The organism is Streptomyces sp. OR43, assembly GCF_008042275.1.
In the GTDB taxonomy this organism is placed as follows: domain Bacteria; phylum Actinomycetota; class Actinomycetes; order Streptomycetales; family Streptomycetaceae; genus Streptomyces.
The window spans coordinates 3,639,232-3,665,975 of the sequence record NZ_RDBK01000043.1; the positions used below are offsets into that span (position 1 = coordinate 3,639,232).

A 26,744-nucleotide genomic window follows, 5' to 3' on the forward strand; every position below is an offset into this window, starting at 1 on the left:
GTTCTTCGCCCTCTCGTGGGGCGTCGTGGTCTGGGTCTTCCTCGGCGAGATGTTCCCGAACCGGATCCGCGCCGCCGCGCTCGGCGTCGCCGCCTCCGCGCAGTGGATCGCCAACTGGGCGATCACCGCGAGCTTCCCGAGCCTCGCCGACTGGAACCTCTCGGGGACGTACATCATCTACGCCTGCTTCGCCACGCTCTCGATCCCCTTCGTCATCAAGTTCGTGAAGGAGACCAAGGGCAAGGCGCTGGAGGAGATGGGCTGATCCCCGCTGCCCTCTCTCCTCGTAACCCGTACGGCCCCGGCTCGCACCCGCGAGCCGGGGCCGTACGCATGGCTCACCCTCCGATGGCCCCGCAGAACAACCGCAGGCTGCGCCAGCCCTCCTCGACCGGCATGCCGCCGCACAGCGGGTGCAGCACCAGGCTGTCCAGCTCACCGGCCAGAGCCGCGCAGGCCTCCGGTGTGACGATCCGGTAGACGCCCTCGGCCCGCAGTTCCGCCACGCTCGTCGCCGCCGAACGGACGGCTGAACGGATGTCCTTGGACTGCCAGGAGGCGTACGTACGCGCCTCGTGCAGGAAGTGCTCCCCGTACGCGGCCCAGGCCCGGTCCGGGTCCTCGGACACGTGCAGCAACGGCGTCTCGGCCGAGGGCATCATGCAGAAGCCCTCCGTACCGTGCTCCGCGCGCTGCTCGTGGTAGTACGCCTCCAGCTCCGGCAGATGCGCGCTCGGGAACAGCGGCAGCCCCAGCCGGGCCGCCCGCCGCGCCGCCGCCCGCGAGCTGCCGCCCACCAGCAGCAGCGGATGCGGGCGGGTGTACGGCCGCGGGGTGACCGTCACCGTACGGCCGCGGAACTCGAACGGCTCGCCCGTCCACGCCTTCAACAGGGTCTCCAGCACCTCGTCCTGGAGCCGGCCCCGCCTGCCCCACTCGACGCCTGCCCGCTCGTACTCCTCGGGCCGGTAGCCGATCCCCGCGACCGTGACCAGCCGGCCCGCGCTCAGCAGATCGAGGACCGCGATGTCCTCGGCGAGCCGCAACGGATCGTGCAGCGGACCGATGACCGCGGAGACCGTGACCGCGATCCTGCGGGTGGCCCCGAAGACGGCCCCGGCGAGGACGAACGGCGACGGCAGCCAGGAGTTGGCGGCCCCGTGGTGCTCCTCGGTCTGCACCGTGTCGACGCCGTGCTCGTCGGCGTACGCGGTCATGTCCAGCGCCGCACGGTAGCGGGCCGAGAGTGACCCCGGAGTGGCATCGGGGTCGACGAGGTTGAACCGGACGACGGTGAAGGCCATGACGCTGTCCCCCTGGGTCCTGCCGGGCGGGCTGGCGAGGCCGGACCTTAGCTGACGCAGCGTCAGAAGTGTAGGGGTGCGGTCGCCCGGTGTCCGGCGGGCCGCGGCAGTGCCGCGTACAGACCGCCGGAGACGAGGATCGTGACCGCCCAGCCGAGCCCGTTGCGCCCCGTCCAGGTCGTCGCCAGCGGACCGGTGAACCATTCCACGCCGGTGAACAGCAGCCCCACCACCAGGCCCGCCGCCCATGCCGCCACAGCGGTCCACGCGAAGCCGCCCGCGTACCAGTAGGCGCTGGTGGAGGTGGTGTCCATGAGTGCCTCGGGGTCGTATGTGCGCCCTCGCAGCTGATCCACGCCGAAGACGCCGATCCAGGCCGAGAACGTCACCGCGAGCAGGTTCAGGAAGGAGACGAACGCATCGACGAAACTGCTCGCCACGAGCATCAGCAGCGACCCCAGGAACAGGCTGATCGCGGCATTCACACCGACGGCCCAGGCGCGCGGGATCATGAATCCCAGGGTCTGCGCGGTGAATCCGGCCGAATACATCGACATGGCGTTGATCAGCACCATGCCGAGCACGGCGACCGCCAGATACGGAACCGAGAGCCAGTCGGGCAGCAGCACCCCGATGAACGCCACCGGATCACGGGTGACGGCGAGGCCCGGCGTACCGACCGCCATCACCGCCCCCATCAGCACCATCGGCAGAAACACGATTCCCGCGCCTCCCACCGTCGCCGCGACCATCGCCCGCCCGGACGCGCTGCGCGGAAGGTAACGGGTGAAATCCGGCCCGGTCGGCGCCCAGCTGATACCGCCGGCCGCCAGGGTGCCGATGCCCGCGATCATCGCCGACGTCGGACCGGCGGGCCGGTCCAGTACCGCGGGCCAGGCCGTCGCGCCGGCCAGGTGCACCAGGACCAGCACGCTGAACCCGCCGAAGAGGTACGCCGACCAGGTGCAGCACAGCCGCAGCGCCCGCACGCCGAGCCCCGACAGGAGGAAGCTGCTCGCGACGAAAGCGAACAGGGTCGCCATGATCAGCGTCGAGGTGCTCCGGATGCCGAAGAGCAGGCCGAGCACGGCCAGCAGCGCGTACGCGCCGGTGACCGCGTTCACCGTCTCCCACCCCCACCGGGCCACCCAGATCAGCGCGCCCGGCCCCAGATTGCCCCGCTGGCCGAAGACGGCCCGGGAGAGCGCCATGCCCGGGGCGCCGCCGCTGCGCCCCGCGACCGAGATCAGCCCGACCAGGCCGAACGAGACGGCCGGAGCCGTGACCGCGACGACCAGCACCTGCCACAGGCTCAGTCCGTCGAAGACCACGAGCCCCGCCCCGATGGTGAGCAGCAGCACGGTCGTGTTGGCCGCCACCCAGGTGGGGAAGAGGGAGCGGACCCGGCCGGTGCGCTCGCTGTCGGGCACGGGTTCCAGCCCACGGGTCTCCACGGCCGGAATCGTACCTTTTCCGGCATACGGTGTGTAATGCCCTGAGTGCTCGGCCTCCTGGGGGACCGCGCATCCCTCGCTCGCCGCCGCACGTGACCGATACTGGGTGGGTTATGGAATTCGTCATCCTTGCTGTAGTCATCGCCCTGGTCGCGGTCGGCGTGATCAGCGGGCTCGTGGTCAGCAGCCGCAAGAAGAAGCAGCTGCCCCCGGCGCCGTCGAGCACGCCGACCATCACTCCTCCCGCCGAGCCCCATGTCGGCGAGGAGGCCGAGACGCCGCGCGACACCTCGCGCCGCACCATCGAGGAGGTCGGCCTTCCGCCCGAGGAGGCCCCGGAAACCGCAGAACCGCAGACGCCCGCCGCCCCCGCGCTGGACGTCCCCGAGCCCACCGCCGGCCGTCTCGTACGGCTGCGGGCCAGGCTCGCCCGCTCGCAGAACTCCCTCGGCAAGGGGCTGCTCACGCTCCTGTCCCGGGACAACCTCGACGAGGACACCTGGGAGGAGATCGAGGACACCCTCCTCACCGCCGACGTCGGCGTCGCTCCCACCCAGGAGCTGGTCGAACGGCTCCGCGAGCGCGTCCGCGTGCTCGGCACCCGTACCCCCGAGGAGCTGCGCAAGCTGCTGCGCGAGGAGCTCCTCACCCTGCTCGGCACCGACTTCGACCGGGCGGTCAGGACGGAGGGCGGGGCGGAGACCCCCGGCGTCGTCATGGTCGTCGGCGTCAACGGCACCGGCAAGACCACCACCACCGGCAAGCTGGCCCGGGTGCTCGTGGCCGACGGCCGCAGCGTCGTGCTCGGCGCGGCCGACACCTTCCGCGCCGCCGCCGCCGACCAGCTCCAGACCTGGGGCGAGCGCGTCGGCGCCCGCACCGTGCGCGGACCCGAGGGCGGCGACCCGGCGTCGATCGCCTTCGACGCCGTGAAGGAAGGCATCGCCGAGGGCGCCGACGTCGTGCTCATCGACACGGCGGGACGGCTGCACACCAAGACCGGGCTGATGGACGAGCTCGGCAAGGTCAAGCGGGTCGTCGAGAAGCACGGACCGCTCGACGAGATCCTGCTCGTCCTCGACGCCACCACCGGCCAGAACGGCCTGGTGCAGGCGCGGGTGTTCGCCGAGGTCGTCGACATCACCGGCATCGTCCTCACCAAGCTCGACGGCACCGCCAAGGGCGGCATCGTCATCGCCGTCCAGCGCGAACTGGGCGTACCGGTGAAGCTGGTCGGGCTCGGCGAGGGGCCGGACGATCTGGCTCCGTTCGAGCCGGAGGCGTTCGTGGACGCCCTGATCGGGGACTGAACCGCCCGTACCGCTACGGCGAGGAGCCCGGCCGCACCGTGCGGCCGGGCTCCTCGCCGTAGCGGCCGGACTGCCGTCAGCCGCAGGGGGCCAGCCGGTGGCAGATGTACGCCAGCGTGCCCAGCAGCAGCCTGGCCTGCGGGGGCGCCGCCGCGGTGTCCAGGGCCGGCGGGCGCAGCCAGCGGACCGGGCCGAGGCCGCCCTGGTCGGACGGGGGCGCGGTGATGTGGGAGCCGGATCCGAACGCCCGCAGGTCCAGGCCCGCGTCGTCCCAGCCCATCCGGTACAGCAGCCGGGGCAGCTCGGCGGCCGCGCCCGGCGCGACGAAGAACTGCGCCCGGCCGGCCGGGGTCACCGCGACCGGCCCCAGCGGCAGCCCCATCCGCTCCATCCGCACCAGCGCCCGGCGCCCCGCCTGCTCCGCGACATCGAGTACATCGAAGTTGCGGCCCACGGGCAGCAGCATCGAGGCCCCGGGCACCTCGGCCCACGCGCGCGCCGCCGTGTCGAGCGTCGCCCCGGCGGGAACCTCCTGCGCGAAGTCCAGCGGATGGGCGCCGGGGGAGGGGCAACCCGCCTCCCCGCACGAGCAGTTGCCGTCCGCGGCGCGTGCGCCGGGCACGACCGCCCAGCCCCACAGCCCCGTGTACTCGGCCACCGCGGTGCCTTCGGCCGCACGGCCGCGGCGCCGCGCGCCGGATCGCCTCTCACGGATGCCGCCGATCGTGAAGCCCATGCCCCCTCCAACGGGTCCAACGCGCCAGTGGTTACGCACCGGGGTGCCGACGTGACACTCCGTCGAACTCGGCGACCGGCGTGAGCGCGGGGTGCGCCCCCGGGGCGCGAGACCTCGTGCGCGCCCCCGAATGCATCCCTGCGCCTACCGCTGGTCGCTGTCTGTCAAGTGAATCGCGCCCAGCCGCGGTGGCGTTCATTCGAAGGGGTGGCGAATGGTGGCGTTTCTGTAAACGCCCTCGCCGAGGGGGTGATCGTAGGATTACCGTCGGTACACGAAGCATGGAAGTATGTGCGCCCATGGGTATGCCGGAGGCAACCCGATTTTCTGTTCGATGGTGGGCAACCCGCATACGGGCAGCATCGGTTCGCGGCATTCTGATAGAGGTTCGCGCGACAGTATTCGGCGGATGGGGGCGTTCCAGTGAGTGGCAGCGGCGCAGGCGATTCGAATGCCGGTAAGCGCCCCAACGGGCAATTGGGATCATGGTTCGTGCGCAGCGGCTGGTCGAAGGGCGAGCTCGCCCGGCAGGTGAACCGCAGAGCGCGCCAGATGGGCGCCCACCACATCAGCACCGACACCTCACGGGTGCGGCGCTGGCTCGACGGTGAGCAGCCGCGCGAGCCGATCCCGCGCATCCTGTCCGAGCTGTTCTCCGAACGCTTCGGCTCCGTCGTCGCCGTCGAGGACCTGGGGCTGCGCGCCGCCCACCAGGCGCCCTCGGTGGCCGGCGTCGATCTGCCCTGGGCCGGCCCTCAGACCGTCGCCCTGCTCAGCGAGTTCTCCCGCAGCGACCTCATGCTCGCCCGCCGCGGATTCCTCGGCAGCTCCCTCGCGCTCGCCGCCGGACCCGCCCTCATCGAACCCATGCAGCGCTGGCTGGTGCCCGTCGCCGCCGGCGGGGCCGTCGAGCCGGAGTCGGACGCCGCCGCCCGCCGCCCGTCGCGCCTCTCCGGCCCGGAGCTCGACCTGCTGGAGTCCACCACCGCGATGTTCCGCCAGTGGGACGCCCAGTGCGGCGGCGGACTGCGCCGCAAGGCCGTCGTCGGCCAGCTCCACGAGGTCACCGACCTGCTCCAGGAGCCGCAGCCGGCCGCCACCGCGAAGCGCCTCTTCCGCTGCGCCGCCGAACTGGCCGAACTGGCGGGCTGGATGAGTTACGACGTCGGCCTCCAGCCCACCGCCCAGAAGTACTTCGTGCTCGCCCTGCACGCCTCGAAGGAGGCCGGCGACAAACCGCTGGGCTCGTACGTCCTGTCCAGCATGAGCCGCCAGATGATCCACCTCGGCCGCCCCGACGACGCGCTCGAACTCATCCACCTCGCGCAGTACGGCAGCCGTGACTGCGCCACCGCGCGGACCCAGGCCATGCTGTATGCGATGGAGGCCCGCGCCTACGCCAACATGGGCCAGCCCAGCAAGTGCAAGCGTGCCGTGCGAATGGCCGAGGACACCTTCCTCGACGCGGGGATCGACGGCGAGCCCGAGCCCGACTGGATCCGCTTCTTCTCCGAGGCCGAGCTCAACGGCGAGAACTCCCACTCCTACCGTGACCTGGCCTATGTGGCCGGCCGCAGCCCCACGTACGCCTCGCTCGCCGAGCCCGTCATGCAGCGGGCGGTCGAGCTCTTCGGCGACGACGACGAGCACCAGCGGTCGTACGCGCTCAACCTGGTCGGCCTCGCCACCGTCCACCTCCTCAAGCGCGAGCCCGAGCAGTCCACCGTGCTGGCCGAGAAGGCGCTGCGCGTCGCCAAGAAGGTCCGCTCGGAGCGGGTCAACACCCGGCTGCGCAAGACCGTCGACACCGCTGCCAGGGACTTCGGGGACATTCCCGAGGTCGCGCGGCTCACCGACCTCCTCACCGAACAACTGCCCGAGACCGCCGAAGCGGTCTGAGCGGCACCTCAGCCCCGGCCACGACGGCCACCCCGCACCGACCGACTTCGGCTCCCCCGATTGCCTGGTCAGCGGGTGATCGTCGTGGCCGGTTCGTGTGGTCGTTCCCCTGCCGGAGCGTCGTAACCGCACCGTATGCGGCTCCGGCCGCAGAGTAGGCCCGAGCGCGGGTACGGCACAGGCGGTTCATGACGACGTAACACGACGGTCCCCTTAGTCACTGCGGCGAAACATCGTGTGGCATCGGCGGAAACGGCGCTGGGCGAATCTCATGCCCATAACCGGCCCGCACCTTTTCCCCAGTGGTCCCGCACGTGGATACGTCCCCACCGCCCCCGCACGCGGCCGCACCGACGACGAGGAGACGCCGATGCCCCCAGGCATCACGACGCTTGCAGCAGACGCCCCGACGCTGTCTGCCGCCAACACCGGGTTCATGCTCATCTGTTCGGCCCTGGTGATGCTCATGACCCCGGCCCTGGCCTTCTTCTACGGAGGCATGGTCCGCGTCAAGAGCACCCTCAACATGCTGATGATGAGCTTCATCAGCCTCGGGATCGTGACGATCCTGTGGGTGCTCTACGGATTCAGCCTCGCCTTCGGCACCGACGCCGGCTCGATCATCGGCTGGAGCCAGGACTTCGTCGGCCTCAGCGGCATCGGCGTCACGGAACTCTGGGACGGCTACACCATCCCGGTGTACGTCTTCGCCGTGTTCCAGCTGATGTTCGCCGTGCTCACCCCGGCCCTGATAAGCGGTGCGCTCGCCGACCGGGTCAAGTTCACCTCGTGGGCGCTCTTCATCACCCTCTGGGTCACCGTCGTCTACTTCCCGGTCGCGCACTGGGTCTGGGGCGCGGGCGGCTGGCTCTTCGAGCTCGGCGTCATCGACTTCGCCGGTGGTACCGCCGTCCACATCAACGCGGGTGCCGCGGCCCTCGGCGTGATCCTCGTCATCGGCAAGCGCGTCGGCTTCAAGAAGGACCCGATGCGGCCGCACAGCCTGCCGCTCGTCATGCTCGGCGCCGGCCTCCTCTGGTTCGGCTGGTTCGGCTTCAACGCCGGCTCGTGGCTCGGCAACGACGACGGTGTCGGCGCGGTCATGTTCGTCAACACGCAGGTCGCCACCGCCGCGGCCATGCTCGCCTGGCTCGGCTACGAGAAGCTCCGCCACGGCTCCTTCACCACCCTCGGTGCCGCGTCCGGCGCCGTCGCCGGACTCGTCGCCATCACCCCGGCCGGCGGTGCGGTCAGCCCGCTCGGTGCCATCGCGGTCGGTGCCATCGCCGGTGTGCTGTGCGCCATGGCCGTCGGTCTCAAGTACAAGTTCGGCTACGACGACTCCCTGGACGTCGTCGGCGTCCACCTCGTCGGCGGTGTCGTCGGATCCCTCCTCATCGGCTTCTTCGCCACCGGCGGAGTCCAGTCCGACGCCAAGGGCCTCTTCTACGGCGGCGGACTCGACCAGCTCGGCAAGCAGGCCGTCGGTGTCTTCGCGGTCCTCGCGTACTCTCTGGTCGTCTCCGCGATCCTCGCCTTCCTGCTCGACAAGACCATCGGGATGCGGGTCGAGGAGGACGACGAGGTCTCCGGTATCGACCAGGTCGAACACGCCGAGACGGCGTACGACTTCAGCGGTGCGGGCGGCGGTTCGTCCTCCCGCTCCACGCCCCCCGCGGCCGGGACCACGGCAGCCCCGACGAACAAGAAGGTGGACGCATGAAGCTCATCACCGCAGTCGTGAAGCCCCACCGGCTTGACGAGATCAAGGAGGCCCTCCAGGCCTTCGGCGTCCAGGGCCTCACGGTCACGGAAGCCAGCGGCTACGGGCGTCAGCGCGGCCACACCGAGGTCTACCGGGGCGCCGAGTACACCGTCGACCTCGTCCCGAAGATCCGCATCGAGGTCCTCGTCGAGGACGAGGACTCCGAACAGCTCATCGACGTCGTCGTGAAGGCCGCCCGGACGGGCAAGATCGGTGACGGCAAGGTCTGGAGCGTCCCGGTCGAGACCGCGATCCGGGTACGCACCGGCGAACGCGGCCCGGACGCACTCTGACCGACTGTTCCGCACACGGAAAGGCAGCTGGGTGACGAGCACCGAAGTGACCACCGAATCCGAGGAATCGGGACCCAGCGGCTACGCGGCGGCCCTACCGGGGCGCCGAGTACACCGTCGACCTCGTCCCGAAGATCCGCATCGAGGTCCTCGTCGAGGACGAGGACTCCGAACAGCTCATCGACGTCGTCGTGAAGGCCGCCCGGACGGGCAAGATCGGTGACGGCAAGGTCTGGAGCGTCCCGGTCGAGACCGCGATCCGGGTACGCACCGGCGAACGCGGCCCGGACGCACTCTGACCGACTGTTCCGCACACGGAAAGGCAGCTGGGTGACGAGCACCGAAGTGACCACCGAATCCGAGGAATCGGGACCCAGCGGCTACGCGGCGGCCCGGCTGCGCCTTCTTCAGCAGAAGGCGCAGTCCGGGCCGCCGCGCCGTGCGGCCCTCGCCGCGCTCACCGACGAGTGGCTGACCGGCCTGTTCAACGCCGCGGCCGAGCACGCGGGTGTCCGGGGCGCCGCCCTCGTCGCCGTCGGCGGCTACGGCCGCGGCGAACTCTCCCCGCGCAGCGACCTCGACCTCCTGCTCCTCCACGACGGCAGCGCCGACGCCGGAGCGGTGGCCGCCCTCGCCGACCGCGTCTGGTACCCCGTCTGGGACCTGGGCCTCGCCCTCGACCACTCCGTACGCACCCCCGCCGAAGCCCGGAAGACAGCCGGCGAGGACCTCAAGGTCCAGCTCGGACTGCTCGACGCCCGTCCCGTCGCCGGGGACCTCGGCCTCGTCGCCTCCCTGCGCACCGCGATCCTCGCCGACTGGCGGAACCTCGCCCCCAAGCGCTTGCCCGCTCTCGACGAGCTCTGCCGCGAACGGGCGGAGCGCCAGGGCGAGCTCCAGTTCCTCCTGGAACCCGACCTCAAGGAAGCCCGGGGCGGACTGCGCGACGCCACCGCCCTGCGCGCCGTCGCCGCCTCCTGGGTCGCCGACGCCCCCCGCGAGGGCCTCGCCGAGGCCCGCCGCGTCCTCCTCGACGCCCGCGACGCCCTCCACCTCACGACCGGCCGCGCCACCGACCGCCTCGCCCTCCAGGAACAGGACCAGGTCGCCGCCGCCCTCGGCCTCCTCGACGCCGACGCCCTGCTGCGCCAGGTCTACGAGGCCGCCCGCACCGTCTCGTACGCCACCGACGTCACCTGGCGCGAGGTCAACCGGGTGCTGCGGGCCCGCTCGGCCCGGCCGAGGCTGCGCGCCATGCTGGGCGGCGGCCGTGCCCCGGCCACCGACCGCACCCCGCTCGCCGACGGCGTCGTCGAGGCCGACGGCGAGGTCGTGCTGGCCCGCACCGCCCGCCCGGAACGCGACCCGGTCCTCGTCCTGCGGGCCGCCGCGGCGGCCGCGCAGTCCGAGCTCCCGCTCTCCCGCCATGTCGTACGCCACCTCGCCACCGCCGCCAAACCGCTGCCGGTGCCGTGGCCGGCCGAGGCCCGGGAGGAACTCGTCACCCTTCTCGGTGCCGGCGAGGCCACCGTCCCCGTCTGGGAGGCCCTGGAGGCCGAAGGGCTCATCACCCGGCTCCTGCCGGACTGGGAACGGGTCCACTGCCGGCCCCAGCGCAACCCCGTCCACACCTGGACCGTGGACCGCCACCTCGTCGAGGCGGCCGTCCGCGCCTCCTCCCTCACCCGCCGCGTCGGCCGCCCCGACCTCCTGCTGGTCGCCGCCCTGCTCCATGACATCGGCAAGGGCTGGCCCGGCGACCACTCCGTCGCCGGCGAGGTCATCGCCCGCGACATGGCCGCCCGGATCGGCTTCGACCAGCACGACGTGGGCGTCATCGCCACCCTCGTACGCCACCATCTGCTGCTCATCGAGACCGCCACCCGCCGCGACCTCGACGACCCGGCCACCGTCCGCTCCGTCGCCACCGCCGTCGGGAGCGCCGCCACCCTGGAGCTCCTGCACGCGCTCACCGAGGCCGACGCGCTCGCCACCGGGCCCGCCGCATGGTCCACCTGGCGCGCCTCCCTCGTCACCGACCTCGTCAAGCGCGTCGCGGCGGTCCTCGCCGGCGAGGCACCCGAGGAACCCGCGCCCGAGGCGCCCAGCGCCGAACAGGAGCGGCTGGCCATCGAGGCCCTGCGCACCGGCGAACCCGTCCTCGCCCTGCACACGCAGGCCGAGCCCCCGCACGAGGACGGCGGGCCCGAACCCGTCGGCGTCGAACTCCTCATCGCCCTTCCCGACCGGCCCGGCGTCCTCCCCGCCGCCGCCGGGGTCCTCGCCCTGCACCGCCTGACCGTCCGTGCCGCCGACCTGAGGGCCGTCGAGCTCCCCACGGAACTGGGCGAGACGGCGGACCTGCTCCTGCTCAGCTGGCGCGTGGCGGCCGAGTACGGCTCCCTGCCGCAGGCCGCCCGGCTGCGCGCCGACCTCGTCCGCGCCCTGGACGGCTCGCTGGACATCCGGGCCCGTCTCGCCGAGCGGGAGGCGGCCTACCCGCGACGCCGCGGGGTGAAGGCCCCGCCGCCGAGGGTGACGGTGGCGGCGGCCGGCTCGCGGCTGGCCACGGTGATCGAGGTGCGCGCCCAGGACGCCCCCGGTCTGCTGCACCGGATCGGCCGGGCGCTGGAACAGAGCGCGGTACGGGTGCGCAGCGCGCATGTGTCGACGCTGGGGGCGAACGCGGTGGACACGGTCTACGTCACGGACGCGGAGGGCGAGCCGCTGTCCGCCGAGCGGGCCGCGGAGCTGGCCCGGGAGATCGAGAAGGCGCTCGGCTGAGTCCCCGTACTCCGCGAAAGGGCCCTCGTCCGTCACGTAAACCGGGCGAGGGCTTTGCGTTCTCCGGCGTCCGGATACCCTGGGGGACGACTACCTGCCCCGCCCCCGACCCTGAGGACCGACGAGCGCCGTGTTCGATACTCTCTCCGACCGCCTTGCCGCGACTTTCAAGAACCTCAGGGGCAAGGGCCGCTTGTCCGAGGCGGACATCGACGCCACGGCTCGCGAGATCCGTATCGCCCTGCTGGAAGCGGATGTCGCGCTGCCGGTCGTCCGGGCCTTCATCGCCAACGTGAAGGAGCGGGCGCGCGGCGTCGAGGTCTCCCAGGCGCTGAATCCGGCCCAGCAGGTCGTCAAGATCGTCAACGAGGAGCTCGTCTCCATCCTCGGTGGCGAGACCCGTCGGCTGCGCTTCGCCAAGACCGCGCCCACCGTGATCATGCTGGCCGGCCTCCAGGGTGCCGGTAAGACGACCCTCGCCGGAAAGCTCGGCGTCTGGCTCAAGGGCCAGGGCCACTCCCCGCTGCTCGTCGCCTGTGACCTCCAGCGCCCCAACGCCGTGAACCAGCTGAGCGTCGTCGCCGACCGCGCCGGCGTCGCGGTGTACGCGCCGGAGCCGGGCAACGGCGTGGGCGACCCGGTCCAGGTCGCCAAGGACTCGATCGAGTACGCCCGGACCAAGCAGTACGACGTCGTCGTCGTCGACACCGCCGGCCGTCTCGGTATCGACCAGGAGCTGATGCAGCAGGCCGCGGACATCCGCGACGCCGTCAGCCCCGACGAGATCCTCTTCGTCGTCGACGCGATGATCGGCCAGGACGCGGTCAACACCGCCGAGGCCTTCCGCGACGGCGTGGGCTTCGACGGTGTGGTCCTCTCCAAGCTCGACGGTGACGCCCGCGGTGGTGCGGCCCTGTCGATCGCCCACGTCACGGGCAAGCAGATCATGTTCGCGTCGAACGGTGAGAAGCTCGAGGACTTCGACGCCTTCCACCCCGACCGCATGGCGTCCCGCATTCTCGACATGGGTGACCTGCTCACCCTGATCGAGCAGGCGGAGAAGACCTTCAGCCAGGAAGAGGCCGCTCAAATGGCCTCCAAGCTGGCGTCCAGCAAGGGCGGGAAGGACTTCACGCTCGACGACTTCCTGGCCCAGATGGAGCAGGTCCGGAAGATGGGCTCCATCTCCAAGCTGCTCGGGATGCTGCCCGGCATGGGGCAGATCAAGGACCAGATCAACAACATCGACGAGCGCGACGTCGACCGCACCGCCGCGATCATCAAGTCGATGACCCCGAAGGAGCGCGCCGAGCCGACGATCATCAACGGTTCGCGGCGGGCCCGTATCGCCAAGGGTTCCGGTGTCGACGTCAGTGCCGTGAAGAACCTCGTCGAGCGGTTCTTCGAGGCCCGCAAGATGATGTCGAAGATGGCGCAGGGCGGCGGCATGCCGGGGATGCCCGGGATGCCGGGCATGGGTGGCGGTCCCGGCCGGCAGAAGAAGCAGGTCAAGCAGGCCAAGGGCAAGCGCAAGAGCGGTAACCCGATGAAGCGCAAGGCCGAGGAAGCGGCCGAGGCGGCCCGCCGCGAGCAGGCGGCGCAGGGCGGGGCGTTCGGTCTGCCGGCCGGTCAGGAAGACAAGAACTTCGAGCTGCCGGACGAGTTCAAGAAGTTCATGGGCTGAGCGGCCCACCGAATTACGTCCCCGAGGGGGCGCCCGCTTCACGGCGGGCGCCCCCTCGGGCGTGTGCGCGGGGTGGGGGGATCCCTCCATGGGCCCAGCGGACCCCCGCTCCAAGGGCTTCGCCCCGGTTTCTCCCTTAATGTCGGCTCAATGGCTGTCGGCAGAGGAGACCGCGTGACCAATCCCGTACCTCCCCGCGACCGCACCGACCAGCCCTGGCGTTCCGAAGGTGCGCCGAAGCCCCCGCCACCCGGCCGGAAGATGCCGGGAGGCTGGGGCGGTCTTCTGCTGACCGCGCTGGCCGTCTATCTGATCGCCAATCTGGTGCTGTCCTTCTTCAACGGCAGGGACGAGCCGACGATCGCGTACACGGAGTTCAGCAAGCAGGTCACCTCCGGGAACGTCTCCAAGATCTACTCCAAGGGCGATGCCATCCAGGGCCAGCTGAAGAAGAAGGCGAAGGTCCCGGGCAGCGACGACACGTACACCAAGTTCGTCACCCAGCGGCCCGCCTTCGCCGACGACAACCTCTGGGCGGAGCTCGTCAAGGACGACGTCACGGTCACCGCGGAACCGGTCGTCAAGGAACGCAGCTTCCTCGCCAACCTGCTGATCTCGCTGGCGCCGATGCTGCTGCTCGTCCTGCTGTGGGTGTTCATCGCCCGCCGGATGTCGCGCGGCGGGATGGGGGGCGGCATGGGCGGCTTCGGCCGCAAGGCCCCGCCCAAGCCGGTGGAGCTGGAAGGGGACCGGCGCACGACGTTCAAGGACGTGGCCGGCATCGACGAGGTCGAGGGCGAGCTCAACGATGTCGTCGACTTCCTGAAGAACCCGGACGCCTACCGGAAGATGGGCGCCCGGATGCCCGGCGGCGTGCTGCTCGCGGGTCCTCCCGGCACCGGGAAGACGCTGCTGGCGCGGGCGGTCGCGGGGGAGGCGGGTGTGCCGTTCTTCTCCGCCTCGGCCTCCGAGTTCATCGAGATGATCGTCGGGGTCGGCGCCGGCCGGGTACGGGAACTGTTCGCCGAGGCCCGCAAGGTCGCCCCCGCCATCGTTTTCATCGACGAGATCGACACCATCGGACGGGTCCGCGGCGGCGGCTCGGGCATGGGCGGGCACGACGAGCGCGAGCAGACGCTCAACCAGATCCTCACGGAGATGGACGGCTTCTCCGGGTCGGAGGGCGTCGTGGTGCTCGCGGCGACCAACCGGGCCGACGTGCTCGACCCGGCGCTCACCCGGCCCGGCCGCTTCGACCGGATCGTCCAGGTCAGCCCGCCGGACCGGAACGGCCGGGAAGCGATCCTGGAGATCCACACCCGGCAGATCCCGATGGCCCCGGACGTGGACCTGGCCCAGGTGGCCCGTACGACTCCGGGAATGACCGGAGCGGACCTCGCCAACCTCGCCAACGAGGCCGCCCTGCTCGCCGTGAAGCGCGGGCGGCCCGAGGTCGACGGCGCGGACTTCTCGGACGCGCTGGAGAAGGTCCAGCTGGGGGCCGAGCGGTCGCTCGTCATGTCGGACGAGGAGCGCCGCCGTACGGCGTACCACGAGAGCGGGCACGCGCTGCTGGGCATGCTCCAGCCGGGCGCGGACCCGGTCCGCAAGGTGACCATCGTGCCGCGCGGCCGGGCGCTGGGTGTCACGCTCTCGACGCCCGACGCCGACAAGTACGCCTACACGGAGGAGTACCTGCGCGGGCGGATCATCGGCGCGCTCGGCGGCATGGCGGCCGAGCAGGTGGTGTTCGGGGTCATCACCACGGGCGCGGAAAGCGATCTGGAGCAGGTCACGCAGCTCGCCCGGGGCATGGTGGGCCGGTGGGGCATGAGCCAGAAGGTGGGCCGGCTGACGGCGGTGCCGGGCGACGCCCAGCAGGCGTACGGCCTGTCGGCGGCGCCCGCGACCCTGGACGCGGTGGACGGCGAGATGCGCCGCATCGTCGACGAGTGCTACGAGACGGCCTGCCGGATGCTGCGGGAGAACCGGGACCGGCTGGACTCCTTGTCCGCGGAGCTGCTGGCGAGCGAGACGCTCGACGAAGCGGACGCCTACCGGGCGGCCGGGATCACCCGGCTGGCGAAGTAGGACGTGACGGCACGGGCCCGCAGCACGCGGGCCCGCACCGCGAAGCCCCTACGTGGTGCAGACGAGGTAGCGGAACACGTTCGGCATCCACACCGTGCCGTCCTGGCGCAGATGCGGATGCAGGGCCTCCGCGACCTCCTTCTCCACCTGCGACCGGTCCGTCGCCCGTACGGCGGCATCGAAGAGCCGCGTCGACAGCAGGCCCCGTACCGCGCTGTCCACGTCCGCGTAGCCGAACGGGCACGCCACCCGCCCCGAGCCGTCGGGATTCAGCCCGGCCCGGAACGCCACGTTCTCCAGGTCGTCCCGGCGCGCCCCGAGTCCGCCCGCGGCCCGCGGCGGGCCCTCCGCGAGCCGGGTCGCCACCTGGAGCACGGCATCGGTGGCGCACCGCTCGGGCGGCCCCCAGCCGGTCAGGACGACCGTGCTGCGCCGGCCGGCCGAGGGCACCGCGGCACCGAGCGTCCGCACCAGCTCCTCCCCGTCGTCGGGGGAGCAGCCGATCGGGGTGAAGGCGGTGATCAGGTTGTAGGGCTCATGGCCGGGCGCCGGGACCGGCACGGACTCCAGGAGCTGGGGTTCGGCGGACCCGGGGCCGCTCTCCTCCTCCGGACCGGGCAGCAGCCGGATCCGGGCGAGTGACAGACGGTCGAGGTCGGGATCGACGCCGGTGACGTGGGCTCCGCGGCCGGCCGCGATCAGCAGCGCGAGCCCGGACCCGCAGCCGAGCGAGAGCATGCGCGTGGCGGGCCCGATCTCGAGCCGCGTGTACACCGCCTCGTAGAGCGGCGCGAGCATCCGCTCCTGGATCTCGGCCCAGTCACGGGCACGGGAACCGGTGTCCACGGACGCGGACGGCTCCGCCTGCGTGTGGTGCCGGACGAGCGTTGGTGTCATGGAATGCGCCCCAATCCGCCGAGATGCCGGTCGAACCGGTCGGCCGTACCGATCGGTCGAGCCTGAATGGACGATCTCCCCGTGGTCGTACGTCCGCGCTTCCCCCGTATGCCAGAGAACTGCGCATCCGCCGCCGCGTCCAGGGGTCTACGGGCCATTGGCTGCCCGCGGTGGCGGCACGCGATGCGCCCGGAGCCGGGGCGCCCGTGGACAGGGGTGCCCGGCGTTTCCGCTTTCCCGTGCTGCGGTCCAGTCTCACCCGGAGCGCGGGGGCGGGCACGTCGAGCGCTCCGGCCCGGGCCACGCGGCGCCCTGCGGCGCTGCTCGGGGGAGGGGTGCGGGGGCCCCGGGTCCGCCGAACCCCAGCTCCTGGAGTCCGTGCCGGKCCCGGCGCCCGGGCCATCGGCGGGCGGGCGTACGCGCCGTCTACGCGCCGGGGCGTACCCGGCGCTACGTACCACCTTGGTGTGAGCTGTGCGTCTTCTCCGCAGATCAGCGCACCCGCCCTCGTCAGGACGCATGAACGGCAACTGACTGGTACGTGCAAAATATTTGGGATGGCCCGGAATCGGAACACCGGGGCACTCGCGCTCGTTGTCACGACGTGAGCACGACACCACCTGTACTTGCCGCAGAGCTGGCACAGGCGTGGGCCGACATTCAGCGGTACCACCCCGAGCTGCCCGATCTTGCCGCGCCCGAGTCCCTGATCGGAGAGTCCTCGTCCGCCTGTGGCGCCGAGCTCTCCTTCGAGCGACTGCTCCATGAGGCAGTCCACGGCATTGCCGCCGCCCGAGGTGTCCGTGACACCTCGCGCGCCGGCCGATACCACAACCGTCGCTTCCTCGCGATCGCCGAGGAGCTGGGCCTCGATCACGCCGAGGAACCCCACCCCAGCAGTGGCTTCTCGCTGGTCACGCTCAATCCCGAGGCCAAGCGCCGGTACCGGCCCACGACGGAACGGCTGCAGCGCGCCCTCAAGGCGCACACCGTGGCCACCGCCGCCGACACCAAGCGCTCCTTCCGCGGGCCCGCGGCCCGGCACGGCTCCTCCGGAGGAGGCGTGCGGGTCAAGGCCGTCTGCGACTGCGGTCGCAACGTGCGCGTCGTCCCGTCGGTCCTCGCGCAGGCCCCGATCGTCTGCGGCGGCTGCGGAAAGCCGTTCCGGATCCCGGAGGCAGTGGTCGCGGTGGGGTGAGGCGGCGGGGTGTGGCACAATGGCTAGCTGTACTCGACAGTCGCATAGGACCCCTCTCTCCTCCGGCTGACGCGTCCATCGGGCACTCCGAGTACCGCAACCCCACGTGGCATCTTGTTGTGCCCAACCACGTCATAGACCAGGAGACACCACTTCCGTGGCAGTCAAGATCAAGCTGAAGCGTCTGGGCAAGATCCGTTCGCCTCACTACCGCATCGTCGTCGCCGACTCCCGTACCCGCCGTGACGGCCGGGCCATCGAGGAGATCGGCCTGTACCACCCGGTGCAGAACCCCTCGCGCATCGAGGTCAACGCAGAGCGTGCGCAGTACTGGCTGTCCGTCGGCGCCCAGCCGACCGAGCCGGTTCTCGCCATCCTGAAGCTCACCGGTGACTGGCAGGCGCACAAGGGCCTCCCGGCCCCCGCGCCGCTGCTGCAGCCGGAGCCCAAGGCTGACAAGCGCGCCCTGTTCGAGGCCCTCACCAAGGACGCCGGCGAGGAGTCCAAGGGCGAGGCCATCACGCAGAAGGCGAAGAAGGCCGACAAGAAGGCGGACGAGGCTGCTGACGCTGCCGCGCCCGCCGAGTCGACCGAGGCCTGAGCATGCTCGAGGAGGCTCTCGAGCACCTCGTGAAAGGCATCGTCGACAACCCCGACGACGTGCAGGTCGCCTCGCGCACCCTGCGTCGTGGTCGTGTGCTCGAGGTCCGGGTCCATCCCGATGACCTCGGAAAGGTGATCGGCCGCAACGGCCGCACCGCACGCGCGCTGCGTACCGTCGTGGGCGCCATCGGCGGCCGTGGTATCCGCGTCGACCTCGTCGATGTGGACCAGGTTCGCTGACAGAGTTGAACACCGGCACGGGCCGGGGAGGGCCATGCGCCCACCCCGGCCCGTCGTCGTACGACAGGAGAGACACAAGGTGCAGTTGGTAGTCGCGCGGATCGGTCGCGCCCACGGCATCAAGGGCGAGGTCACCGTCGAAGTGCGCACGGACGAGCCGGAGCTCCGGCTCGGGCCCGGCGCCGTACTGGCCACCGAGCCGGCCTCCACGGGGCCGCTGACGATCGAGACCGGCCGGGTGCACAGCGGCAGGCTGCTGCTGCGTTTCGAGGGCGTACGGGACCGTACGGCCGCCGAGGCGCTGCGCAACACGCTGCTGATCGCCGAGGTCGACCCGGCTGAACTTCCGGAGGACCCCGAGGAGTTCTACGACCATCAGCTGATGGACCTCGACGTCGTCCTCGCCGACGGCACCGAGATCGGCCGGATCACCGAGATCACGCACCTGCCGTCCCAGGACCTCTTCATCGTGGAGCGTCCCGACGGCACCGAGGTCATGATCCCGTTCGTCGAGGAGATCGTCACCGAGATCGACCTGGAGGAGCAGCGCGCGGTGATCACGCCGCCCCCCGGGCTGATCGACGAGAGCCAGGCGATCGTGGTCTCGACCCGCGACGAGGAGGCGGACTCCGCCGAGGACGGATCCTCGCGGGCCGGTTCCGGCGACGCCGGGAAAGACGCCTGATGCGCCTCGACGTCGTCACGATCTTCCCCGAGTACCTGGAACCGCTGAACGTCTCGCTCGTCGGCAAGGCCCGCGCCCGCGGACGCCTCGACGTGCAGGTGCACGACTTGCGGGAGTGGACGTACGACCGCCACAACACGGTCGACGACACCCCTTACGGCGGCGGCCCCGGCATGGTCATGAAGACCGAGCCCTGGGGCGACGCGCTGGACGAGGCGCTGGCGGACGGGTACGAGTCCGGGGCGCACTCCCCGGTGCTCGTGGTCCCCACGCCGAGCGGCCGGCCGTTCACCCAGGAGCTCGCCGTCGAGCTGTCCGAGCGGCCCTGGCTGATCTTCACCCCGGCGCGCTACGAGGGCATCGACCGGCGGGTGACGGAGGAGTACGCCACCCGGATGCCGGTCGTCGAGGTGTCCATCGGCGACTACGTGCTGGCCGGCGGCGAGGCCGCGGTGCTGGTCATCACGGAGGCGGTGGCCCGGCTGCTGCCCGGCGTCCTCGGCAACGCCGAGTCGCACCGGGACGACTCCTTCGCCCCGGGCGCGATGGCCAACCTGCTGGAGGGACCCGTCTACACCAAGCCGCCCGAGTGGCGCGGACGGGGAATCCCGGACGTGCTCCTCAGCGGCCACCACGGGCGGATCGCGCGCTGGCGCCGGGACGAGGCCTTCCGCCGTACCGCGCTCAACCGGCCCGATCTGATCGAGCGTTGCGAGGCGAGCGCCTTCGACAAGAAGGACCGCGAGATGCTCTCCATCCTCGGCTGGTCACCGGAGCCGGGCGGCCGATTTTGGCGCAGGCCCCAGGCCGTGGAAGAATAGGCCGCTGCTGTACGTCCGCGTGCGCCCCTGCCACAGGGGGAAAGACGCCCGTCCGACGCGATCAGCACTCCGAACTCATCACACTCTCCCGTCGATGACCTGTGGCATCGGCGAAGAAAGCAGACACCATGGCTTCCCTGCTCGATGACGTCAACGCCGCATCGCTGCGTACCGACGTCCCCGCGTTCCGCCCCGGCGACACCGTCAACGTCCACGTCCGCGTGATCGAGGGCAACCGCTCCCGTATCCAGCAGTTCAAGGGCATTGTCATCCGCCGCCAGGGCGCGGGCATCAGCGAGACCTTCACGGTCCGCAAGGTCTCCTTCCAGGTCGGCGTCGAGCGCACCTTCCCGGTGCACAGCCCGATCTTCGAGAAGATCGAGCTCATCACCCGCGGTGACGTGCGTCGCGCCAAGCTGTACTTCCTCCGTGAGCTGCGCGGCAAGGCCGCGAAGATCAAGGAGAAGCGCGACCGCTGAGCTGACTGACTGGTCCACAGGACGGCCGGATAAGCTCTGGCCCCGATGGACACGGAAGCAGAGCACCTGGAGCGCGACCGCTCCTTCGCACCCACTACGGGAGCGGAGGAGGGGTCGCGCTTCTCGCGTATCACGAACCGTTTCGCCGCCACGGTGTCGTGGCGGCGCACCCTTGCGCTCGGAGCCGTCTGCGCGGTCGGCGTGCTGCTCTTCAGCACCTTCGTGGTGCAGCCCTTCCTGATCCCCAGTGGCTCGATGGAGCCCACTCTGCGGATCGGGGACCGGGTGCTCGTCAACAAACTGGCGTACCGTTTCGGCTCCGTACCCCAGCGCGGCGACGTGGTGGTCTTCGACGGCACCGGATCCTTCGTCCAGGAGACGCCGCCGGAGAACCCCGTGACCGGGCTGCTGCACGGCGCGGCGGCTTCCCTGGGGCTCGCGGAGCCCGCCGAGACCGACTTCGTGAAACGAGTGGTGGGCGTGGGGGGTGACCGGGTGGTCTGCTGCGACAAACGCGGGCGGGTCGAGGTGAACGGCCGGCCGGTGAACGAGGAGTACCTGTTCACGGGGGACGCACCGTCCCGGGCGCCCTTCGACATCGTCGTGCCCGACGGCACGCTCTGGATGATGGGCGACCACCGGAGCCATTCCCGCGACTCCCGTGACCACCTGGGCGAGCCGGGCGGCGGCATGGTGCCCGTCGACAAGGTGATCGGCCGGGCCGACTGGCTCGGCTGGCCGCTGGGCCGGCTGGGGGCCGTTCCGGACACCGCGGCGTTCGACGGCATACCCGCTCCCGGTCCGGCGCATGGGTAACCGCGGGCGGAGGCACGGCGCACCGGATCCGGAGATCCCACTGCCCACCGGCACCCGGCCGACAGCCGCGCGCTCGCTGCCCACCCGCGCGGAGCGGCGCAAGCTCGCCCGCAAGGTGAAGCGGAAGCGGCGCCGGTCGGCGGTGAAGGAGATACCCCTCCTCATCACCGTGGCCCTGCTGATCGCCCTGGTCCTCAAGACGTTTCTGGTGCAGGCCTTCGTGATTCCGTCGGGGTCGATGGAACAGACCATCCGGATCGGCGACCGGGTCCTCGTGGACAAACTGACGCCCTGGTTCGGATCGAAGCCGGAGCGCGGCGACGTCGTCGTGTTCAAGAACCCCTCCGACTGGCCGCCGCCGAACCCGGTCGGGGAGTCCAAGGAGTCCCCGGTCGTCATCAAGCAGGTGAAGGAGGTGCTGACCTTCATCGGTCTGCTGCCCTCCGACGACGAGCAGGACCTGATCAAGCGGGTGGTCGCCGTGGGCGGCGACACGGTGAAGTGCTGCGAGCAGGACGGCAGGCTCATCGTGAACGGGGTGGCGGTCGACGAGCCCTACATCTACCCCGGCGATTCGCCCTCCACGATCAAATTCGAGGTAAAGGTTCCAGCCGGGAGAATCTTCGTGATGGGTGACCATCGCTCCAATTCCGCCGATTCGCGCTTCCACTTGGACAAGACGGGGCACGGCACGGTTTCCGAGGATGCCGTGGTGGGCCGTGCCGTGGTGATCGCCTGGCCCTTCGGTCACTGGGGCGAGCTGGAGGAACGATCTGCCTTCTCCTCGGTCCCGGACGCGCGCGCCGGGACGGCTGCCGCCCCCCGGCCGTCGAATAGTGTGTCCCAGGATCCCAACGGATTGATCCGGCTCCCGACCCCTGCGGAACTCCCGCTCGTTATGGGAGTGGTGGGCCTGCACCGGCTAGGGCGCAGGCGGTGGCACGGAATAAGGAGTGGATGTGGGGGATTTGGCGGTCGGCGCACGATCCGGACACGACGAACCCGAGGACCGGCCGGACAATCCGGGGAATGCCGAGTCCGACGGGACGGCGGCGGACTCGACGGAGAGTGACGGCGGCTCCCCGGGCAGTGGCAGCACGGCGCAGAAGAAGCCCCGCTCCTTCTGGAAGGAGCTGCCCCTCCTCATCGGCATCGCGCTCATCCTCGCGCTGCTGATCAAGACATTCCTGGTGCAGGCTTTCTCCATTCCCTCGGACTCGATGCAGAACACGCTTCAGCGGGGCGACCGGGTCCTGGTCGACAAGCTGACGCCGTGGTTCGGCTCGGAGCCGGAGCGCGGGGAAGTGGTCGTCTTCCACGACCCGGGCGGCTGGCTGGAGGACACCGCCGCACCCGATCCGAACGTGGTGCAGAAATTCCTCAGCTTCATCGGCCTGATGCCGTCGGCCGAGGAGAAGGACCTGATCAAGCGGGTCATCGCGGTCGGCGGTGACACGGTGGAGTGCAAGAAGAACGGGCCTGTCACGGTCAACGGCAAGGCGCTGGACGACAAGTCGTTCATCTTCGAGGGCAACACTCCCTGCAACGACGAGCCGTTCGGGCCGATCAAGATCCCCAAGGACCGTATCTGGGTCATGGGCGACCACCGTCAGAACTCCCTCGACTCGCGCTACCACCAGGAACTGCCGGGTGGCGGCACCGTCTCCACCGACGAGGTGGTCGGCCGGGCCGTGGTCATCGCGTGGCCGGTCAACCGCTGGGCGACCCTGCCGATCCCGAAGACCTTCGACCAGCCGGGGCTGAACGCCGCGATGGGGCTGGCGCCGGGAGCACTCGGTGTAGCCGGCGCGCTGCCCCTCGTGTTCTGGCGGCGACGGAGGCTGACCGGCGGGCGTACCGCCGGGTAGGGTGCCGACTCGGATCAGCGATTGTCGATCTCCGATGGGGGACGCTGCGATGAGTGCAACAGGACGTACGGGAGACGGCCGCGGCCGGCTCGGCAGCAGGCTGTCGGGGCTGGCCGTGGCCGTCGGCTGTGTGCTCTTCCTCGGCGGCTTCGCCTGGGCTGCGGTGGTGTACCGGCCTTACACGGTGCCGACCGAGTCGATGACCCCGACGGTGAACGCCGGTGACCGGGTCCTCGCGCAGCGGGTGGACGGCGGCGAGGTGCGCCGGGGCGACGTGGTGGTCTTCACCGACCACGCCTGGGGTGACATGCCGATGGTGAAGCGGGTCGTCGGCATCGGCGGCGACAAGATCGCCTGCTGCGAGAAGGACGGCCGGCTCACGGTCAACGGCATACCCGTTGCGGAACCGTATCTTCAGGCCGGTGAACCCGCCTCGGGAAACGACTTCACGGCCGAGGTGCCGAAGGGCAAGCTCTTCCTCCTGGGTGACGACCGCAGGTCCTCGCTGGATTCCCGGGTGCACTTGGAGGAGGGCGACCAGGGTGCGGTGCCGCGCAGCGCCGTGCAGGCCCGGGTGGACGCCGTCGCCTGGCCGCTGGGCGGCATGATCGGGCGGCCGCAGGCCTTTGCGGCCCTGCCCGGCGGAGTCTCCGCCCAGGGGCCGCTGAAACTTCAGCTCGGGGCCATGGCCGTGGGCGTGGTGCTCATCCTCGGCGGTGCCGTGTACGGGCCGGTCGCGGCGCGGTCCGCCCGGTCTGAGCGGAACAAGCGGGAGACGGTGACCTCAGGTGCCCGCTGAGGTGCGCAAGGTCGCCCGCTTGGTGCTCCTTGATCCCGAGGACCGCATTCTGCTGATGCACGGGTTCGAACCGGAGGACCCCGGGAGCACCTGGTGGTTCACTCCCGGCGGCGGCCTCGAAGGCGACGAGACTCGCGAGCAGGCCGCTCTGCGCGAGCTGGCCGAGGAAACCGGGATCACGGACGTCGAGCTGGGCCCGCTGCTCTGGCAGCGGATGTGTTCCTTCCCGTTCGACGGACGGCGCTGGGAGCAGGACGAGTGGTATTTCCTGGCCCGTACGACGCAGACCGCGACGGACACCAGCGGGCAGACCGGGCTGGAACGCCGCAGTGTCGCGGGTCTGAGGTGGTGGACCTCCGCCGAACTGTCGGCGGCGCGTGAGACGGTGTACCCGACCAGACTCGCCGGGCTGCTGCGCACGCTGCTCGACGAGGGTCCTCCGCGTACGCCGCTGGTTCTCGCCCCCGAAATCGCCTGAGCGACCGGGGGTACCGGGCCCTGGCGCACAATGGGGGAACGCACGGCTGAAGGGGAACATGCCAATGAGCGCCGAGGACCTCGAGAAGTACGAGACCGAGATGGAGCTGAAGCTCTACCGGGAGTACCGCGATGTCGTCGGTCTGTTCAAATATGTGATCGAGACCGAACGGCGCTTCTACCTCACCAACGACTACGAGATGCAGGTGCACTCGGTCCAGGGCGAGGTGTTCTTCGAGGTGTCCATGGCGGATGCCTGGGTCTGGGACATGTACCGGCCCGCACGTTTCGTCAAGCAGGTACGGGTCCTGACGTTCAAGGACGTCAACATCGAGGAGCTCAACAAGAGCGATCTCGAACTTCCGGGTGGCTGAGTTGTCCACAACGGCCGAGTTATCCACCAAGATCCACTAGTTGGGGTCGGACGCGTCACAGTCGGTGCCGGAGGTGGTGCCGATATGAACGCACGGGGGGCACTCGGGCGGTACGGCGAGGATGTGGCGGCACGGCTGCTGACCGATGCCGGCATGTCCGTACTGGAACGGAACTGGCGCTGTCGCGCCGGTGAGATCGACATCGTCGCGAAGGACGGTGACGCGCTCGTCATCTGCGAGGTGAAGACCCGCAGGGCGGGGGCCTTCGAGCACCCGATGGCCGCGGTCACACCGGTCAAGGCGGAACGCCTGCGGCGGCTGGCCGGGATCTGGCTGGCCCGGAGCGGCGGCCCGCCGCCCGGCGGGGTGCGCATCGACCTGGTCGGTGTGGTGCTGCCCAGGCGCGGTGCGCCCCTGGCCGAACATGCGCGGGGGGTGGCCTGATGGCGTTCGCGCGAGCCTGCTCGGTCGCCCTCGTCGGTGTCGAGGGCGTGGTGGTGGAGGTCCAGGCCGACCTGGAGGCGGGAGTCGCCGCGTTCACCCTGGTGGGGCTGCCGGACAAGAGCCTGGTGGAGAGCCGGGACCGGGTCAGGGCGGCCGTGGTCAATTCCGGGGCGGAGTGGCCGCAGAAGAAGCTCACGGTGGGACTGTCGCCGGCCTCGGTGCCCAAGGGAGGTTCGGGGTTCGATCTCGCCGTCGCGTGCGCGGTACTCGGCGCCGCCGAGCGGATCGATCCCGCGTCGATCGCCGACGTGGTGATGATCGGGGAGCTGGGGCTGGATGGCAGGGTGCGGCCGGTGCGCGGCGTCCTGCCCGCGGTCCTGGCCGCGGCGGAGGCCGGATACCGGCAGGTGGTCGTCCCCGAGCAGACCGCGGGCGAGGCCGCGCTGGTCCCCGGGGTCTCCGTGCTCGGGGTCCGCAGCCTGCGGCAGTTGATCGCCGTGCTCTGCGACGAGCCGGTGCCCGAGGAGACGGCGGCCCACGACGAGGGCCGGCCCGACACGATGCTGGCCGGTCTGATGGTGCCGGGCGCCGGTATGGGAACGGGGATCGCCCGAGGCGGGGCGCAGGGTGAGGGCAGCCGGCCGGACCTGGCGGACGTCGCGGGCCAGGAACGTCCGCGCATGGCCCTGGAGGTCGCCGCGGCGGGCGGACACCACATCCTGCTGTCAGGACCGCCGGGCGCGGGCAAGACCATGCTGGCCGAGCGGCTGCCCGCCATCCTGCCGCCGCTGACCAGGCACGAATCCCTTGAGGTGACCGCGGTGCATTCGGTGGCCGGCATCCTGCCGCCGGGCGAACCGCTCGTCTCCCGCCCGCCCTACTGCGCCCCGCACCACTCGGCGACCATGCAGTCGCTGGTCGGCGGGGGCAACGGGCTGCCGCGGCCCGGCGCCGTCTCGCTGGCGCATCGCGGCATCCTCTTTCTTGACGAGGCGCCGGAGTTCTCGGTGAAGGCCCTGGACGCGCTGCGCCAGCCGCTGGAGTCGGGGCATGTGGTGGTGGCCCGCAGCGCCGGCGTGGTGCGGCTGCCGGCCCGGTTCCTGATGATGCTCGCCGCGAACCCCTGCCCGTGCGGGCGGCACACCCTGAGCGGGGCCGGGTGCGAATGCCCGCCCTCGGCGGTCCGCCGGTACCAGGCCAGGCTCTCCGGGCCGCTGCTCGACCGGGTGGACCTGCGGGTGACCGTCGACCCCGTCCGGCGCGAAGACCTGATGGGCCGCGGCGGCCGGGGGGAATCGACGGAGACGGTCGCCGCCCGGGTGCTCCGGGCCCGGGCACGGGCCGCGGAACGGCTGGCCGGGACCCCGTGGACCACGAACAGCGAGGTGCCGGGGCATGAGCTGCGGACCAGGCTGGGCGCGGCACCGGGCGCGCTGATGGCCGCCGAGCGGGACATGGAGCGGGGCATGCTCACGGCGCGCGGTCTCGACCGGGTGCTGCGGGTGGCGTGGACCGTAGCGGATCTGCGCGGAGCCGACCGCCCGGACGCCTCGGACATCGGGGTGGCCCTGGAGCTGCGCACCGGGATTCCGCGGGGGGCCCCGATGGGCGCGGGGGCGTCATGACCGGGCAGGGGTTCGCGGCGAGCATCATCAGGAACCGGGCCGGCAGCCGCACCACGCCGGCGCTGCGGGCCACCACCACATGCCCCGACTCCAGCGGC

General features: G+C 71.1%; 26 protein-coding genes and 2 pseudogenes. 23 read left to right on the plus strand and 5 right to left on the minus strand.

All coding sequences use genetic code 11. The features are described 5' to 3' along the window. A partial coding sequence (locus tag EAO72_RS35565) for an MFS transporter (protein ID WP_148022223.1) occupies positions 1–265 on the plus strand: 265 nt, incomplete at its 5' end. A 73-nt stretch (positions 266–338) separates the two neighbouring features. On the opposite strand, the gene EAO72_RS35570 is transcribed toward EAO72_RS35565, so the two are convergent. Continuing rightward, positions 339–1,304, minus strand: a complete 966-nt coding sequence (locus EAO72_RS35570) for an LLM class flavin-dependent oxidoreductase (protein ID WP_148021145.1) — start codon at positions 1,302–1,304, stop codon at positions 339–341. A gap of 62 nt (positions 1,305–1,366) precedes the next feature. Then, complete coding sequence (locus EAO72_RS35575) at positions 1,367–2,758, minus strand: purine-cytosine permease family protein (RefSeq protein WP_148021146.1); 1,392 nt, start codon at positions 2,756–2,758, stop codon at positions 1,367–1,369. 113 nt (positions 2,759–2,871) lie between these two features. On the opposite strand from EAO72_RS35575, the gene ftsY reads away from it, so the two are divergent. After that, positions 2,872–4,068 (plus strand): signal recognition particle-docking protein FtsY, encoded by a 1,197-nt coding sequence (ftsY, locus tag EAO72_RS35580; protein WP_148021147.1) that lies wholly within the window; start codon positions 2,872–2,874, stop codon positions 4,066–4,068. Between the two features lie 76 nt (positions 4,069–4,144). Here the strand turns inward: ftsY and EAO72_RS35585 are convergent, their stop codons facing one another. Then, a complete protein-coding gene (locus EAO72_RS35585; RefSeq protein ID WP_148021148.1) occupies positions 4,145–4,804 on the minus strand; it encodes a bifunctional DNA primase/polymerase in 660 nt (219 codons plus the stop codon). A gap of 423 nt (positions 4,805–5,227) precedes the next feature. Here EAO72_RS35585 and nsdA point away from each other — a divergent pair, with 423 nt between their 5' ends. From nsdA to ftsH, 7 genes and pseudogenes are all read left to right on the plus strand, one after another. Further along, a complete protein-coding gene (gene nsdA, locus EAO72_RS35590) occupies positions 5,228–6,703 on the plus strand; it encodes a transcriptional repressor NsdA (RefSeq protein ID WP_148021149.1) in 1,476 nt (491 codons plus the stop codon). A 370-nt stretch (positions 6,704–7,073) separates the two neighbouring features. Then, on the plus strand, positions 7,074–8,426 hold the full coding sequence (locus EAO72_RS35595; protein ID WP_148021150.1) for an ammonium transporter: 1,353 nt from the start codon (positions 7,074–7,076) through the stop codon (positions 8,424–8,426). Next, on the plus strand, positions 8,423–8,761 hold the full coding sequence (locus EAO72_RS35600; protein ID WP_136330688.1) for a P-II family nitrogen regulator: 339 nt from the start codon (positions 8,423–8,425) through the stop codon (positions 8,759–8,761). Before EAO72_RS35595 ends, EAO72_RS35600 begins: the two co-directional genes overlap by 4 nt. Before the next feature lie 95 nt (positions 8,762–8,856). Further along, positions 8,857–9,060, plus strand: a pseudogene (locus EAO72_RS35605) (P-II family nitrogen regulator); the annotation flags it as partial. Positions 9,061–9,091: 31 nt separating this feature from the next. Next, positions 9,092–11,545, plus strand: coding sequence for a [protein-PII] uridylyltransferase (locus EAO72_RS35610; protein WP_148021151.1), 2,454 nt, complete (start codon positions 9,092–9,094; stop codon positions 11,543–11,545). Between the two features lie 130 nt (positions 11,546–11,675). Continuing rightward, positions 11,676–13,229 (plus strand): signal recognition particle protein, encoded by a 1,554-nt coding sequence (ffh, locus tag EAO72_RS35615; protein ID WP_148021152.1) that lies wholly within the window; start codon positions 11,676–11,678, stop codon positions 13,227–13,229. A 174-nt stretch (positions 13,230–13,403) separates the two neighbouring features. After that, the gene (gene ftsH, locus EAO72_RS35620; protein ID WP_148021153.1) at positions 13,404–15,320 is read left to right on the plus strand and encodes an ATP-dependent zinc metalloprotease FtsH; all 1,917 of its coding nucleotides are present in this window, start codon (positions 13,404–13,406) and stop codon (positions 15,318–15,320) included. A 48-nt stretch (positions 15,321–15,368) separates the two neighbouring features. On the opposite strand, the gene EAO72_RS35625 is transcribed toward ftsH, so the two are convergent. Next, positions 15,369–16,217 (minus strand): class I SAM-dependent methyltransferase, encoded by an 849-nt coding sequence (locus EAO72_RS35625; RefSeq protein WP_148021154.1) that lies wholly within the window; start codon positions 16,215–16,217, stop codon positions 15,369–15,371. Between the two features lie 604 nt (positions 16,218–16,821). Between EAO72_RS35625 and EAO72_RS35630 the strand changes: the two genes are divergently transcribed. The 14 genes from EAO72_RS35630 to EAO72_RS35695 all read left to right on the plus strand — a co-directional run bounded on the left by EAO72_RS35630 (position 16,822) and on the right by EAO72_RS35695 (position 26,646). Beyond that, positions 16,822–17,415, plus strand: coding sequence for a hypothetical protein (locus tag EAO72_RS35630; protein WP_148021155.1), 594 nt, complete (start codon positions 16,822–16,824; stop codon positions 17,413–17,415). Positions 17,416–17,572: 157 nt separating this feature from the next. Then, the gene (rpsP, locus tag EAO72_RS35635; RefSeq protein ID WP_148021156.1) at positions 17,573–18,016 is read left to right on the plus strand and encodes a 30S ribosomal protein S16; all 444 of its coding nucleotides are present in this window, start codon (positions 17,573–17,575) and stop codon (positions 18,014–18,016) included. A 2-nt stretch (positions 18,017–18,018) separates the two neighbouring features. Beyond that, positions 18,019–18,258, plus strand: a complete 240-nt coding sequence (locus EAO72_RS35640) for an RNA-binding protein (RefSeq protein ID WP_003980229.1) — start codon at positions 18,019–18,021, stop codon at positions 18,256–18,258. 79 nt (positions 18,259–18,337) lie between these two features. Continuing rightward, positions 18,338–18,943: a ribosome maturation factor RimM gene (rimM, locus tag EAO72_RS35645; protein WP_148021157.1), complete on the plus strand. Its 606-nt coding sequence runs from the start codon at positions 18,338–18,340 to the stop codon at positions 18,941–18,943. After that, positions 18,943–19,764 carry a tRNA (guanosine(37)-N1)-methyltransferase TrmD gene (trmD, locus tag EAO72_RS35650; protein WP_148021158.1) on the plus strand — a complete coding sequence of 274 codons (822 nt, stop codon included), beginning with the start codon at positions 18,943–18,945 and terminating at the stop codon, positions 19,762–19,764. The genes rimM and trmD overlap by 1 nt, the downstream gene beginning before the upstream one ends. Positions 19,765–19,892: 128 nt before the next feature. Further along, the gene (rplS, locus tag EAO72_RS35655) at positions 19,893–20,243 is read left to right on the plus strand and encodes a 50S ribosomal protein L19 (RefSeq protein WP_136329605.1); all 351 of its coding nucleotides are present in this window, start codon (positions 19,893–19,895) and stop codon (positions 20,241–20,243) included. Between the two features lie 45 nt (positions 20,244–20,288). Then, positions 20,289–21,059, plus strand: a complete 771-nt coding sequence (gene lepB / locus EAO72_RS35660) for a signal peptidase I (RefSeq protein ID WP_148021159.1) — start codon at positions 20,289–20,291, stop codon at positions 21,057–21,059. Further along, the gene (gene lepB, locus EAO72_RS35665) at positions 21,052–22,131 is read left to right on the plus strand and encodes a signal peptidase I (RefSeq protein ID WP_148021160.1); all 1,080 of its coding nucleotides are present in this window, start codon (positions 21,052–21,054) and stop codon (positions 22,129–22,131) included. The genes lepB (EAO72_RS35660) and lepB (EAO72_RS35665) overlap by 8 nt, the downstream gene beginning before the upstream one ends. Next, a complete protein-coding gene (lepB, locus tag EAO72_RS35670; protein ID WP_148022224.1) occupies positions 22,028–22,927 on the plus strand; it encodes a signal peptidase I in 900 nt (299 codons plus the stop codon). Before lepB (EAO72_RS35665) ends, lepB (EAO72_RS35670) begins: the two co-directional genes overlap by 104 nt. 49 nt (positions 22,928–22,976) lie before the next feature. After that, positions 22,977–23,726, plus strand: a complete 750-nt coding sequence (gene lepB / locus EAO72_RS35675; protein ID WP_148021161.1) for a signal peptidase I — start codon at positions 22,977–22,979, stop codon at positions 23,724–23,726. After that, on the plus strand, positions 23,716–24,204 hold the full coding sequence (locus EAO72_RS35680) for an NUDIX hydrolase (RefSeq protein ID WP_148021162.1): 489 nt from the start codon (positions 23,716–23,718) through the stop codon (positions 24,202–24,204). Before lepB (EAO72_RS35675) ends, EAO72_RS35680 begins: the two co-directional genes overlap by 11 nt. Before the next feature lie 64 nt (positions 24,205–24,268). Beyond that, positions 24,269–24,577: a DUF2469 domain-containing protein gene (locus EAO72_RS35685; protein WP_003965949.1), complete on the plus strand. Its 309-nt coding sequence runs from the start codon at positions 24,269–24,271 to the stop codon at positions 24,575–24,577. A gap of 84 nt (positions 24,578–24,661) precedes the next feature. Beyond that, positions 24,662–25,021, plus strand: coding sequence for a YraN family protein (locus EAO72_RS35690; protein ID WP_148021163.1), 360 nt, complete (start codon positions 24,662–24,664; stop codon positions 25,019–25,021). Next, positions 25,021–26,646 (plus strand): YifB family Mg chelatase-like AAA ATPase, encoded by a 1,626-nt coding sequence (locus EAO72_RS35695; RefSeq protein WP_148021164.1) that lies wholly within the window; start codon positions 25,021–25,023, stop codon positions 26,644–26,646. The genes EAO72_RS35690 and EAO72_RS35695 overlap by 1 nt, the downstream gene beginning before the upstream one ends. Positions 26,647–26,656: 10 nt before the next feature. Here the strand turns inward: EAO72_RS35695 and EAO72_RS43885 are convergent. After that, positions 26,657–26,740 (minus strand): annotated as a pseudogene (locus EAO72_RS43885) (hypothetical protein); the annotation flags it as partial. Positions 26,741–26,744 lie beyond the last annotated feature (4 nt).

Coding starts and splice junctions, on each gene's coding strand:
- EAO72_RS35570 (WP_148021145.1), bottom strand. CDS start 1,304: ATGGCCTTCACCGTCGTCCGGTTCAACCTCGTCGACCCCGATGCCACT.
- ftsY (WP_148021147.1), top strand. CDS start 2,872: ATGGAATTCGTCATCCTTGCTGTAGTCATCGCCCTGGTCGCGGTCGGC.
- EAO72_RS35585 (WP_148021148.1), bottom strand. CDS start 4,804: ATGGGCTTCACGATCGGCGGCATCCGTGAGAGGCGATCCGGCGCGCGG.
- EAO72_RS35595 (WP_148021150.1), top strand. CDS start 7,074: ATGCCCCCAGGCATCACGACGCTTGCAGCAGACGCCCCGACGCTGTCT.
- EAO72_RS35600 (WP_136330688.1), top strand. CDS start 8,423: ATGAAGCTCATCACCGCAGTCGTGAAGCCCCACCGGCTTGACGAGATC.
- EAO72_RS35625 (WP_148021154.1), bottom strand. CDS start 16,217: ATGACACCAACGCTCGTCCGGCACCACACGCAGGCGGAGCCGTCCGCG.
- EAO72_RS35640 (WP_003980229.1), top strand. CDS start 18,019: ATGCTCGAGGAGGCTCTCGAGCACCTCGTGAAAGGCATCGTCGACAAC.
- trmD (WP_148021158.1), top strand. CDS start 18,943: ATGCGCCTCGACGTCGTCACGATCTTCCCCGAGTACCTGGAACCGCTG.
- rplS (WP_136329605.1), top strand. CDS start 19,893: ATGGCTTCCCTGCTCGATGACGTCAACGCCGCATCGCTGCGTACCGAC.
- lepB (WP_148021159.1), top strand. CDS start 20,289: ATGGACACGGAAGCAGAGCACCTGGAGCGCGACCGCTCCTTCGCACCC.
- lepB (WP_148021160.1), top strand. CDS start 21,052: ATGGGTAACCGCGGGCGGAGGCACGGCGCACCGGATCCGGAGATCCCA.
- lepB (WP_148021161.1), top strand. CDS start 22,977: ATGAGTGCAACAGGACGTACGGGAGACGGCCGCGGCCGGCTCGGCAGC.
- EAO72_RS35685 (WP_003965949.1), top strand. CDS start 24,269: ATGAGCGCCGAGGACCTCGAGAAGTACGAGACCGAGATGGAGCTGAAG.
- EAO72_RS35690 (WP_148021163.1), top strand. CDS start 24,662: ATGAACGCACGGGGGGCACTCGGGCGGTACGGCGAGGATGTGGCGGCA.
- EAO72_RS35695 (WP_148021164.1), top strand. CDS start 25,021: ATGGCGTTCGCGCGAGCCTGCTCGGTCGCCCTCGTCGGTGTCGAGGGC.